Annotated in this window: 12 protein-coding genes; 10 read left to right on the top strand and 2 right to left on the bottom strand. The window is 72.0% G+C overall.

Annotated features, from left to right (window positions below; genetic code table 11):
• The first annotated feature begins 83 nt into the window (after positions 1 to 83).
• From D7I47_RS04035 to guaA, 8 genes are all read left to right on the top strand, one after another.
• A complete protein-coding gene (locus D7I47_RS04035; RefSeq protein WP_157981625.1) occupies positions 84 to 1,028 on the top strand; it encodes a type IV toxin-antitoxin system AbiEi family antitoxin domain-containing protein in 945 nt (314 codons plus the stop codon).
• Between the two features lie 134 nt (positions 1,029 to 1,162).
• Positions 1,163 to 2,284 (top strand): GuaB3 family IMP dehydrogenase-related protein, encoded by a 1,122-nt coding sequence (locus D7I47_RS04030; RefSeq protein ID WP_120761858.1) that lies wholly within the window; start codon positions 1,163 to 1,165, stop codon positions 2,282 to 2,284.
• A 224-nt stretch (positions 2,285 to 2,508) separates the two neighbouring features.
• Complete coding sequence (locus D7I47_RS04025) at positions 2,509 to 4,197, top strand: glycerol-3-phosphate dehydrogenase/oxidase (protein WP_120761857.1); 1,689 nt, start codon at positions 2,509 to 2,511, stop codon at positions 4,195 to 4,197.
• Between the two features lie 85 nt (positions 4,198 to 4,282).
• A complete protein-coding gene (locus tag D7I47_RS04020) occupies positions 4,283 to 4,807 on the top strand; it encodes a TrkA C-terminal domain-containing protein (protein WP_120761856.1) in 525 nt (174 codons plus the stop codon).
• Between the two features lie 3 nt (positions 4,808 to 4,810).
• Positions 4,811 to 6,244: a cation:proton antiporter gene (locus D7I47_RS04015; RefSeq protein WP_120761855.1), complete on the top strand. Its 1,434-nt coding sequence runs from the start codon at positions 4,811 to 4,813 to the stop codon at positions 6,242 to 6,244.
• A gap of 1 nt (position 6,245) precedes the next feature.
• Positions 6,246 to 7,031 carry an SURF1 family protein gene (locus D7I47_RS04010; RefSeq protein WP_120761854.1) on the top strand — a complete coding sequence of 262 codons (786 nt, stop codon included), beginning with the start codon at positions 6,246 to 6,248 and terminating at the stop codon, positions 7,029 to 7,031.
• Positions 7,032 to 7,040: 9 nt separating this feature from the next.
• Positions 7,041 to 7,496, top strand: a complete 456-nt coding sequence (locus D7I47_RS04005) for a DUF3817 domain-containing protein (RefSeq protein ID WP_120761853.1) — start codon at positions 7,041 to 7,043, stop codon at positions 7,494 to 7,496.
• Positions 7,493 to 9,073, top strand: coding sequence for a glutamine-hydrolyzing GMP synthase (gene guaA / locus D7I47_RS04000; RefSeq protein ID WP_120761852.1), 1,581 nt, complete (start codon positions 7,493 to 7,495; stop codon positions 9,071 to 9,073). Before D7I47_RS04005 ends, guaA begins: the two co-directional genes overlap by 4 nt.
• Positions 9,074 to 9,089: 16 nt before the next feature.
• On the opposite strand, the gene D7I47_RS03995 is transcribed toward guaA, so the two are convergent.
• Positions 9,090 to 9,767: a hypothetical protein gene (locus tag D7I47_RS03995; RefSeq protein WP_120761851.1), complete on the bottom strand. Its 678-nt coding sequence runs from the start codon at positions 9,765 to 9,767 to the stop codon at positions 9,090 to 9,092.
• 164 nt (positions 9,768 to 9,931) lie between these two features.
• Between D7I47_RS03995 and D7I47_RS03990 the strand changes: the two genes are divergently transcribed.
• Positions 9,932 to 10,588: a hypothetical protein gene (locus D7I47_RS03990; RefSeq protein WP_120761850.1), complete on the top strand. Its 657-nt coding sequence runs from the start codon at positions 9,932 to 9,934 to the stop codon at positions 10,586 to 10,588.
• 7 nt (positions 10,589 to 10,595) lie between these two features.
• Here D7I47_RS03990 and D7I47_RS03985 read toward each other — a convergent pair whose 3' ends face one another.
• Positions 10,596 to 11,096 (bottom strand): hypothetical protein, encoded by a 501-nt coding sequence (locus D7I47_RS03985; protein ID WP_120761849.1) that lies wholly within the window; start codon positions 11,094 to 11,096, stop codon positions 10,596 to 10,598.
• A 57-nt stretch (positions 11,097 to 11,153) separates the two neighbouring features.
• Between D7I47_RS03985 and D7I47_RS03980 the strand changes: the two genes are divergently transcribed.
• Positions 11,154 to 12,164, top strand: a complete 1,011-nt coding sequence (locus D7I47_RS03980) for a glycerophosphodiester phosphodiesterase family protein (RefSeq protein WP_120761848.1) — start codon at positions 11,154 to 11,156, stop codon at positions 12,162 to 12,164.
• Positions 12,165 to 12,181 lie beyond the last annotated feature (17 nt).

Below are 12,181 nucleotides of genomic sequence, written 5' to 3'. Positions count from 1 at the left end.
CCCAGGCCTTGGATGAGGCAGAGCGTCCCCGGATCGCGTGGATGCCGCCGCACCGCACCGCGCGGGCGGGGATCCTGCACACCATGGAACTCGCACCCTTGGCCGACCCGAGCGGTCTGATCAGCACATCCGACTACCTCCGCGTCGGCAGTGACGTGCGGGAACTCACCCGCGCCGTCGAACGCGGAGAACTCGTCAAGCTGCGGCGGGGCTCGTACGTGCCGGTTCGGCGGTGGGACTCGGCTGGCCCTCGCGAGCGGCACCTGCTCCGCGCGGTCGCCGCGTCGCGGGCAGCTCGGCGAGAGCTGCCCTTCGCCGGCGCCACCGCCGCGGCGATCTGGGAGATGTGGCAGCACAGCTATCCGGAGGAGGTGTCCTTCCTCGACGAGTGGAAGGGTGGAGGGCGGTCGGAGCCGGGGGTGCGGCGGATCACGGCGGCCGCGTCGTCGGCGTTCGTGCGGCGGGTCGACGGGCACCTCGTGACGGGCGTCGCACGCACGGCGATCGACGTGGCCCGGTCGGCCGGAGACTTCACGACGGCGGTCGGAACCCTCGACTGGGCGCTGTGGCGTCGCAATCCGAATCGGGTCACGCGTGAGGAGCTCGCCGCCGAGCTGAAGAAGCTGCCGACGACGCTGCGCCGCCGGTTCGTGGAGCGGGCGATCGCGTTCGCCTCGCCGATGTCCGACTCGTACGCGGAGTCCTACGCCCGGGCGCTCATGTACGTGCTCGGCTACGAGGTGCCCGTGCTGCAGCTCGAGTTCCCGCATGCGACGGGCTCCTACTTCGTGGATTTCGCCTGGCCCGCCTACCTGGTGATCGCCGAGATCGACGGCTTCGGCAAGTATCTGGACCCCTCGATGAACGCTGGCGATCCGGCGCGCGTCGTGCTCGCGGAGAAGCTGCGGGAGGACGAACTGCGCCGCCGCGGCTACCACGTCATCCGCGTCTACTGGTCCGATCTCACGAACCCCGTTGCTCTGGTGACGAAGCTGGATACCGCCGGAATCCCGCGCGGGCGGCGATAGTGCAGTGCGGCGGGGGTAATTGCTCCCGCCGCTCTCACGTGTTGCCGCCCGATGCGGTGAGTACCCCCGGCGGGTGGGTGGTTCCCGTCGCCACGACTGGCGGCGCGGGAGCGGGGCGCCGGTAGGGTGGAGCGGTGAGCGACATCGAGATCGGCCGGGCCAAGCGCGCCCGCCGCGCGTACGCCTTCGACGACATCGCGATCGTGCCGAGCCGGCGCACGCGTGACCCGAAGGACGTCAGCGTCAGCTGGACCATCGACGCGTTCACCTTCGACATCCCCGTGCTCGCGGCCCCGATGGACTCGGTCGTGAGCCCCGCCACGGCCATCGCGATCGGCAAGCTCGGCGGCCTCGGCGTGCTCGACTTGGAGGGCGTGTGGACGCGCTACGACGACCCGGATGCCGTGCTCGGCGAGATCCGCGGCCTCCCCGCCGAGGCGGCGACCGCCCGCATGCAGGAGCTGTACGCCGAGCCGGTGAAGCCCGAGCTCATCAAGGAGCGCCTCGCCGAGATCCGCGCCGCCGGCGTGCCGGTCGCCGGCGCGCTCAGCCCGCAGCGCACCCAGGAGCACTACAAGACCGTGGTCGATGCGGGCGTCGACCTGTTCGTGATCCGCGGCACCACCGTGAGCGCCGAGCACGTCAGCAAGAACGACGAGCCGCTCAACCTCAAGAAGTTCATCTACGAACTCGACGTTCCCGTCATCGTCGGAGGCGCCGCCACCTACACGGCGGCCCTGCACCTCATGCGCACGGGTGCCGCGGGCGTGCTCGTCGGCTTCGGCGGCGGTGCCGCATCCACCACCCGCACGAGCCTCGGCATCCACGCCCCCATGGCGACCGCGGTGGCGGATGTCGCGGGCGCGCGCCGCGACTACCTCGATGAGTCGGGCGGGCGCTACGTGCACGTGATCGCCGACGGCGGTCTCGGCACGAGCGGCGACATCGTGAAGGCGATCTCGATGGGTGCGGATGCCGTGATGCTCGGCTCGACGCTGGCCCGCGCCGCGGAGGCGCCGGGCGGCGGCTGGCACTGGGGTGCGGAGGCGCACCACCCGGAGCTGCCGCGCGGCAACCGCGTGCAGGTGGGCACGATCGCGCCGCTCGAGCGAGTGCTGTTCGGGCCGAGCTCGCACCCCGACGGTCAGGTGAACCTGATCGGGGCGCTGCGTCGCTCGATGGCCACCACCGGCTACTCCGATCTCAAGGAGTTCCAGCGCGTCGAGGTGGTCGTCGCGCCGTACCTGCAGAGCTGAGTCGCACCGAGCGGTGGACCCAGCATCCGCCCGGATGCTGCGACGCGCGGGCGGTGATCTTGCGCCGCGGCGGGGGCAATTGCTCCCGCCGCACGAGCGGGTTGCCGCCCGGTGCGGAGGTTGCTCCCGCCGTGAGTGCGGTTGCCACCGCCGCAGGCGCTGAACTGGCGGTGTGAGGCGCCGCCGCACTGTGCGGCGGATGCGCACCGACGTAGGGTGGAGGCGTGGGCGGGCTCGGACCGGTGGGGCGTGCGGCGGCGCTGGAGGCGCTCCGCACGAGGGAACTCGACGTGCTCGTCGTGGGCGGCGGCATCGTGGGCGCGGGCACCGCGCTGGATGCCGTCACGCGCGGACTCAGCACCGGCATCGTCGAGGCGCGCGACTGGGGTTCGGGCACCAGTTCCCGCAGCTCCAAGCTCGTGCACGGCGGCATCCGCTACCTCGAGCAGCTCGACTTCCGGCTCGTGCGCGAGGCGCTCATCGAGCGTGGTCTGCTGCTGCAGCGCATCGCCCCGCACCTCGTGAGGCCCGTCAAGTTCCTCTACCCGGTGACCACGCCGCTCGTCGAGCGCGCCTACATCGGCGCCGGCATGACGCTCTACGACCTGTTCTCGTGGACGGGCGGCCGCGAGCCCGGGGTGCCGCACCACCGCCACCTCACCAAGCGGCAGCTCGCGAAGGCGGCGCCCGATCTGCATCCGGATGCCTTCCGCGGCGGGCTGGTCTATTACGACGCGCAGGTGGATGACGCCCGCTACGTCGCGAGCCTCGTGCGCACGGCGTCCGAGTACGGCGCCCACGCGGCGAGCCGGGTGAAGGTCGAGGGCCTGCTGCGCGAGGGTGCCCGCGTCGTCGGGGTCGAGGCGCTCGACCGCGAGACGGGGGAACGGTTCGAGATCCGTGCCCGCCAGGTGGTCTCGGCCACCGGCGTGTGGACCGACCAGCTGCAGGAGATGGCGGGCGTGCGTCCCTTCCGCGTGCGTGCCTCGAAGGGCGTGCACCTCGTGGTGCCGCGCGACCGCATCCGCGGCACGATCGGCCTGCTGCTGCGCACCGAGAAGAGCGTGCTGTTCCTCATCCCGTGGGGCAGGCATTGGCTCATCGGCACGACCGACACCGACTGGCACCAGGGTCTCGCCCACCCCGCCGCGACGGCCGCCGACATCGACTACCTCCTCGAGCACATCAACACCGTGCTCGCGACCCCGCTCACCCGCGACGACGTCGAGGGGGTCTTCGCGGGGCTGCGGCCGCTGCTGGCGGGCGAGAGCGAGGAGACCAGCAAGCTCAGCCGCGAGCACATCGTCGCCACCCCGGTGCCCGGTTTCACGGTCGTGGCGGGCGGCAAGCTCACCACCTACCGCGTCATGGCGAAGGACACCGTGGATGCCGTGGCGCGCGGGCTGGACCGCCCGACCCCCGCCTCGGTCACGGAGGACATCGGCCTCACCGGCGCCGAGGGCTACCGGGCCGCGTGGAACCGCCGCGGACGCATCGCGCGGAAGTACGGCCTCACCGCGGGCGCTGTCGGCCACCTGCTGAACCGCTACGGCACGCACGCGCGGGAGGTGCTCGCCCTCATCCGCGAGGACCCTGAGCTCGGCGCCCTGCTGCCCGGCTCGGAGGACTACCTCGCGGCGGAGGCCGTGTACGCGGCGAGCCACGAGGGCGCCCTGCACTTGGACGACGTGCTCGCCCGGCGCACCCGGATGTCGATCGAGGCATGGGACCGCGGCGTCTCGGCGGCACCCGTCGCGGCGCGCCTCATGGCGGGGGTGCTGGGCTGGGACGAGGAGCGCATCGGCTACGAGGTCGAGCGCTACCTCGAGCGGGTCGCCGCCGAGCGCGCGAGCCAGCTCGAACCGGATGACGCATCCGCCGAGCGCGTACGGCTCGAGGCCCGCGAGGTCTGAGCGGCCCCGCCGCGGGGTCGCGGCTCCAGGCGCGCCACGAATCCGCCCCGATAGGGTGGAGGGGAACCGCGAGTGAGGAGCTGCCATGGTCGACGTGCGACGGGTCAAACTCCCCGGGGTGGGGGTGCTGCACACCTTCGTCACGGATGACGGCGGCAAGGTGGGCGTCATCACGCACCGCTCCGGCGCATCCGACCTCATCTCCTTCGCGGATGCCGAGGACGGCGACGGCCGCAAGGTCTCGCTGCGCCTCGACGAGGACGAGGCCCACACCCTCGCCGAGCTGCTCGGCGGCACCCGGATCACCGAGTCGCTCAGCGGCCTCGACCAGATCCCCGGGCTCTCGATCGACTGGTTCCACGTCGACTACGACCACCACATCGCCGGGCAGCCGCTCGGCTCGATGACCGAGCGGGGCCTGCCCGGTGTGACCGTCGTCGCCGTCGTGCGCGGCGACTCCGCGAACCCCGGCCCCGACTCCGACTTCCGGGTGTTCCCCGGCGACACCCTCGTCGTCGCGGGCGCCCCCGAGAAGGTCGCGAAGGCGTTCAACTTCTACCGCACGGGCGAGTTCAAGCCGCGCTCGGGCGACGCGCCGCCCGGGGGCTGAGCCATGCACCTCGGTGAAGAACTCCTCGTCCTCGGAATCCTGTTCCTCATCGCGTATGCGCTGGGCCGGCTCGGGAAGCTCATCGGGCTGCCGTCGATCCCGATCTACATGCTCGTCGGGCTGCTCGCGAGCCCGCACTTCCACCTGTTCCCGCTGCACATCGAGTCGAGCTACGTCGAGCTGATCGCGATCTTCGGGCTGCTGTTCCTGCTGTTCAACCTGGGCCTCGAGTTCGACCAGGACGAGTTCTTCGGCAATGCGGGCAAGCTGCTGCTCTCGGGCGGCAGCTATGTGCTCATCAACATGGGCGTCGGCTTCGCGTTCGGATTCATGGTCGGCTGGGGTACGCGTGAGGCGCTCGTCATCGCGGGGATGACGGCCACCTCCTCGAGCGCGATCGTCACGAAGCTGCTCATCGAGCTGCGGCGCCTCGCCAACCCCGAGACGCCCATGATCCTCGGCGTCACGGTCGTCGAGGACATCTTCATCGCGATCTACCTGGCGATCGTCTCGGTCGTCATCTCGGGCGAGACCGACTTCTGGGCGGTCGTGCTGAAGCTCGCGATCGCGTTCGCCTTCCTCGTCGTGATGTTCACGGTCGCGCGCTGGGGCGGGCGGATCGTGTCGCGGCTCGTGCAGACGAAGGACGACGAGCTCTTCACCATCCTGATCTTCGCCCTCGCGGTCGCCTTCGGCGGCATCGGCGAGCTGCTCGGGGTGACGGATGCGATCGGCGCGTTCCTCATCGGCCTCGCCCTCGGTGCGACCCGGTTCCGGGCGCGCATCGAGGCCTTCGCGACGCCGCTGCGCGACGTCTTCGGCGCGTTCTTCTTCCTCAACTTCGGGCTCGCGCTCGACCCCTCGACCTTCGGCGAGGTGCTGCTGCCGGTCGCCGGGGCGATCCTCATGACGATCGTGCTCAACATCGGCGCGGGGCAGTTCGTCGCCTGGCTGAACGGATTCGGGCCGCAGGCGGGTCTCAACACGGCCGTCATCCTCGTGAACCGCGGCGAGTTCGCCCTCATCCTCGCGACGCTCGCGGCCGCGGGCGGGCTCGACGCGCGGCTCACGCCGTTCGCGGGTCTCTACGTGCTCGTCATGGCGATCGTCGGACCGGTGTTCGCCGTCAACTCGGAGCGCATCGGCGCGCTGTTCCGGCGTCGGCGGAAGGCCGTCGAGGTGCCGCACGAGCTCGACCTCGAGCGGGACCGCGCGCTCGCGCTCGCCGAGGCGGCGATGGCGGGCGAGCTGCCGACCGAGGCGGAGGCCGAGCCGGAACCCGTGCCCGTCGAGCCCGAGCCGGCGCTCGAGGACACCGCGCCGGATGTCGCCTCCGCGCTCGAGCGCGAGGCGCGCCTCGCCGCCCAGGCCCGCAGCCAGTCCGACCGCCTCCTCGAGGACGAGCGTCGCGAGCGCGAGGTCGACCCCGAATACTGACATGACCGACGACACCGACCGTTCGCCGCGCCCCACGGCGGCCCAGTTCTTCTCCGTGGCCCGGCGACCCCGCTGGATCGCGGCGCTCGTGCTCGCGCTCGCCGTGGCGTCCGGGTTCGCGGCCCTCGGCCAGTGGCAGCTGCAGCGCAGCGTCGAGAACGCGGCGGCCCCCGAGATCGACACCGAGACCCCGGTGCCGCTCGAGACGGTCGCCGAGCCGCAGCGGCCGATGACCGACGCCTCCATCGGCCAGCGGGTCACGGTATCCGGTCACCTCGTGGCGGGCGACTTCGTCGTGCTCACCGGCCGCGAGAACGACGGCGTGCAGGGCGCCTGGCTCGTCGGCCACCTCGTCACCGACGACGGCGCCTCTCTCGCGGTCGGCCTCGGCTGGGCGCCGGATGCGGATGCCGCGCGCGCGGCGGAGGCGGATGTACCCACGGACCAGCCGTTCACGGTGGCCGGCCGCTACCTGCCGACGGAGTCGCCCGAGGTGAACGACGTCGAGGCGGGCGAGCAGCGGGCGCTGTCGATCGGCGAGCTGCTCAACCTGTGGGCGGAACCCGGCCCGGTGTTCGCGGGCTACGTCGTGCTGGCCGAACCCACCCCGGGCCTCGACGCCATCCATCAGCCGCCGCCGTTCCGCGACGTGAGCCTCAACTGGCTCAACGTCTTCTACGCCGCCGAGTGGGTGATCTTCGCCGGCTTCGCCGTCTACCTCTGGTACCGCGTCGTGCGCGACGTGTGGGAGAAGGAGGAGGAGGAGCGCACGGCCGCCGCGCCTTAAGCTAGGTGCATGCCCTCCGGTCCCCGCCCCGTCGACGTGCCCCGACTGCGGATCGCGCTCAAGGTCTACCGCGTCTCCGCGCTGATCACGGGTGTCTTCCTGCTGCTGCTCGTGGTGATGATGGTGTTCCGCTGGGGCTTCCTCGTCGACATCGAGCTCGGCGGTCCGTACGGCTTCCTCGCGCTCACGCCGAAGGAGCAGATCACCGGCATCAACCTGTCGACCGTGATCCTCATCGTGCACGGCTGGCTCTACGTGCTGTACCTCGCGTGCGACTTCGTGCTGTGGCGCCTCGCGCGGTTCTCCTTCGGCCGGTTCCTGTTCATCGCGCTCGGCGGCGTCGTGCCGTTCCTGTCGTTCTACTTCGAGTTCCAGGTGCCGCCGTACATCGCGGCGCGCATCCGGGCCACCACCGGGCCCGAGCCCACGGATGCGGCGCCCGCCGCCGAGGAGGTGAGCGCGTGAGCGAGACCGCTCAGCGCCCCGTGCTGGTCGTCGACTTCGGCGCGCAGTACGCCCAGCTGATCGCGCGCCGCGTGCGCGAGGCGGGGGTGTACAGCGAGATCGTGCCGCACACGATCTCGGCCGAGGAGCTCGCCGCGAAGAACCCGGTGGGCATCGTGCTCTCGGGCGGGCCGTCGAGCGTCTACGAGGAGGGCTCGCCCGACCTCGACGAGGGGATCCTCGAGCTCGGGGTGCCCACCCTCGGCATCTGCTACGGCTTCCAGGTGATGGCGCAGCAGCTCGGCGGCGAGGTCGCGAAGACCGGCGCCCGCGAGTACGGCTCCACCGAGGTGCGCCTCGCGGGCGGCACCGACGGCGGCCTTCTGCTCGCCGAGCAGCCCATCGAGCAGACCGCCTGGATGAGCCACGGCGACTCGGTCGTGAAGGCGCCGGAGGGCTTCGACGTGCTCGCGGCATCCGACTCGACCCCGGTCGCGGCCTTTGCGAACGACGAGCGCAAGCTCTACGGCGTGCAGTGGCACCCGGAGGTGAAGCACTCGCCGTTCGGGCAGCGCGTGCTGGAGAACTTCCTGCACCGGGCGGCGGGCATCCCCGCCGACTGGAACTCGGGCAACGTCATCGCCGAGCAGGTGGACCGCATCCGCGAGCAGGTGGGCTCCGGTCGCGTGCTCTGTGCGCTCTCGGGCGGCGTCGACTCGGCCGTCGCGGCGGCGCTCGTGCACAAGGCGGTCGGCGACCAGCTCGTGTGCGTGTTCGTCGACCACGGCCTGCTGCGCGCGGGCGAGCGCGAGCAGGTGGAGCAGGACTACGTCGCCTCGACGGGCGTGCGGCTCGTGACGGTGGACGCGCGCGAGCGCTTCCTCACGGCGCTCGCGGGGGTGTCCGACCCGGAGCAGAAGCGCAAGATCATCGGGCGCGAGTTCATCCGCACCTTCGAGGCCGCGCAGGCGGAGCTCGTGGCCGAGTTCGCCGCCGAGGGCGACCCGATCCGCTTCCTCGTGCAGGGCACCCTGTACCCGGATGTCGTGGAGTCGGGCGGCGGTTCGGGCACCGCGAACATCAAGTCGCACCACAACGTGGGCGGCCTGCCGGAGGACCTGCAGTTCGAGCTCGTCGAACCGCTGCGCACCCTCTTCAAGGACGAGGTGCGCGCGATCGGCCGCGAGCTCGGCCTGCCGGAGGCGATCGTGGCGCGGCACCCGTTCCCGGGGCCGGGCCTCGGCATCCGGATCGTGGGCGAGGTCACCGAGGAGCGTCTCGAGACGTTGCGCGCGGCCGACCTGATCGTGCGTACCGAGCTGACCGCGGCCGGCCTCGACGGCGAGATCTGGCAGTGCCCCGTCGTGCTGCTCGCGGATGTGCGCTCGGTCGGCGTGCAGGGCGACGGCCGCACCTACGGCCACCCGATCGTGCTGCGGCCGGTCTCCTCGGAGGATGCGATGACCGCCGACTGGACGCGCCTTCCCTACGAGTGGCTCGCGCGCGTCTCGAACCGCATCACGAACGAGGTCGCGGGCGTCAACCGCGTCGTGCTCGACGTCACGTCGAAGCCCCCGGGAACCATCGAGTGGGAGTGAGCCGTCAGGCTCGTGGTCAGGCGATCGGGTTCGTCTCGATGATGGGGATGAGACGTTCGGCCTGAACGAAGAACCGTGCCGCATCGGGCCCGATCGCGTGGCACACGCTGCGCATGTCGCGGCGGACGCGTCGCAGATCCAGGTGCTGAAGAGGCTCGAGGTGCGCGACGCGATTGCGGAGCTCGTGCGCGCTCGCGACGCGCGTCACGACGCTCTCGGGGCCCCAGTCACCGGGCCATGCCGGAAAGGCATGGCTGAGCGCGGCATCCCACAGTCTCTGCTTCGCCTTGACGGACCTCGAAGGAAGCAGGTACCGCCAGGTTCCGAGGGACAGCTGCGCGAGCACGTCGTCGTGGCGTACCGGTCTCCCGCGTTCCGCCGCGATGCGCCTCGCCCGCTGAAGTGCTGCGGCGCGGTCGGCGGGCCGGAGCGACTTGTGGAGGAACTCGTGGGGCGTGAGCAGCCAGTCGGGGTCGCCGTTCATGTTCGCGTTCCACACGCGGAGTTCGCGGTCGAGCGCGTTGCGGAGGATGAGTTCGAAGACGTGCACGGCCTCCATGGCCGCCCCGGCAGCGGCGACGTTCCAGGCGAACAAATCGTTCGCGCGGCGATGGTCACCCTCGACGTCTGCGAGCAGTCGGAGGAGCCGCGGGCGTCCGATGAGTCGCTCCGTGGCGGGCTCGATTCGCGGCATGTGAGGTACACTAGGACCACAAGCACCGGACGTTCGCGGATCGGTGTTCACACATAAGGGGCCCGGTGAAAACCGAGGCCCCTTATCCATGTGCAGGACGGGACGAGGGGCAGCCCCCTTCAGGGGACTGCCGCCGCGCGGCGCCGGCTCATACGCTTCGAGGCATGAACCACGACGGCGACGAGGCGCGCCTGCCTCCCGCGCCGCGCACGGCGCCCACGCCGCTGTTCCTCGGGTTCCTGGGAGCGCTGGTCGTCGTCGGCGGGGTCGCGTTCCGCGCCGGGTTCACCGTCTCGGCCCTCGCCGACTTCCTGCTGCTCGCGGCGATCGTCACGGGCCTCGTGCTCGTCGTGTTCGCGTGGCTCATGATCTGGGCGACCCGCGCGGCCCAGCGCGCGGAGCGGCTCGCGGCCGCCCGCCCGGGGGCCGTCGTGATCCGGGCCGTCGGCTCGCGGGGCCTGCGCCGTGCGGTCGCGGCGCTGCGCACCGAGGTCGCGTTCCTGCCGCTCGGCTTCACGGTCGTCGCCGACCGCACCGGCATCGAGGTGTGGGGCGGCTCGGCCGAGCACCCGCTGCGCATCGGTCGCGCGCCGTGGGATGCGGTGGCCGACATCGCGATCGTGCGAGTGAGCCGCGCCGGTCGCGCAGCGGACGGCCTGAGCGTCGCGATCCTCGACGGCGTGGAGGGTTCCCGCGTCGAGCTGCCGATCGCCGTCGTCGGCTACGGCCTGGGCGGTCTCTTCGCACCGCGGCGTCCGCAGCTGCTCGAGCTGCACCGCGAGCTCACCGTGCGCCGCTCGGCGGCCCTCGAGCTCGCCTGAGCCGGCGTCAGCCGCGCCCGCGCGCGATGAGCCGCGCACCCCACGCGCCCGCGACCATCGCGACCCCGACGATCGCGAGGGCGGGCAGCATCCGCGAGTAGTCCTCCTGGAAGACGTTCCCCACGAGCAGCGCGACGGCGGCGACGGGCACGGCGGTGAGCATCGCGAGCGGCGGGCGGTGCCGCACGAGCAGCCAGCCGAGGTACGGCAGCACGAGCACGATCACGAAGCGCGGACCGGAGAGCAGCAGCCACATCGCGAGCATCGACGGTCCGAGCGCGAGCACGCGCCGCCAGCCCGCCGACGGCAGGACGCACCAGCCGATCGCGGTCGCGGCCGTGCCGAGCGCGAGCACCCACAGCGAGAAGGTGTTGGAGCCGGCGATCGCGAGGCCACCGCCCACGATGAGCCAGGCCCCCGCCCACAGCCGGTCGGCCGCGTGGCCGAAGCGCAGCGGCAGCGCGGCCGTCGGCTCTCGCCACGGCGGTCGCGCGGATGGTGGGCTCATCGAGCGCGAGCGTAGCGGCTGGACGCGGTGTTCGGCGGGTGCGGCTATCGTGACGGGGTGACTCTTCGACCGGCTCAGGGCGGCGACACGCAGCGCCCGTGGGTCATCGGGCACCGCGGGGCGAGCGGCTATCGCCCGGAGCACACCCGTGCGGCGTACGAGCTGGCCTTCGCGCTCGGGGCGGATGCCGTGGAGCCCGACATCGTCGCCACCCGTGACGGGGTGCTCGTGCTGCGGCACGAGAACGAGATCTCGGGCACGACGGACGTCGCCACGCGTCCCGAGTTCGCCGACCGGCGCACGACGAAGAGCTTCGGCCCCGTCACGATGACGGGCTGGTTCACCGAGGACTTCACCTGGGACGAGCTCTCCACCCTGCGGGCGATCGAGCGCCTGCCGGAGCGGCGGCCCGGCTCGGCGACCTTCGACCGGCGCTACCCGATCCTGCGGCTCGACGAGCTGCTCGAGCTGATCGCCGACGCCTCCGAGCGCTACGGCCGCCAGCTCGGGCTCGTGGCCGAGATCAAGCACGCCGTCTACTTCGCCGCCATCGGCCTGCCGCTCGACGAGCTCGTGGTCGACGCGCTCGCCCGCTTCCCGGGGCCGCTCGTGGTCGAGAGCTTCGAGGAGACGGTGCTCGGCGAGGTGCGCCAGCGCGGACTCGACGCGCGGTTCGTGTACCTGCTCGAGGCGACCGGCACCGCGCCCGACCTCGCGATGCGGCTCGGCGCATCCGCCCCCGACTACGACGCGCAGCTCGGCGACGAGGGTCTCGACGACCTCGCGACGCGCGTCGACGGCATCAGCGTCGACAAGTCGCGGCTGCTGACCCCGGACGCGCGGGCCGGTGTCGAGCTCGTCGACCGTGCGCATCGCCGCGGGCTCGAGGTGTTCACCTGGACGCTGCGGCCCGAGAACAAGTTCCTCACACCCCCGTTCCGCGGCGCGGGCGGCGCCTCCGCGTGGGGCGACTGGCGCGGCGAGTTCGACAGCGTGCTCGCGACGGGTGTCGACGGCGTCTTCGCCGACCACCCCGACCTCGCCGTCTCGGCCCGCGACGACTCCTGATCCCGGCCCGGGGTGTG

Source organism: Protaetiibacter intestinalis (genome assembly GCF_003627075.1).
Classification (GTDB): domain Bacteria; phylum Actinomycetota; class Actinomycetes; order Actinomycetales; family Microbacteriaceae; genus Homoserinibacter; species Homoserinibacter intestinalis.
Note: the sequence above shows the minus strand (reverse complement) of the source record. Positions and strands in the feature narration are given on the sequence as shown.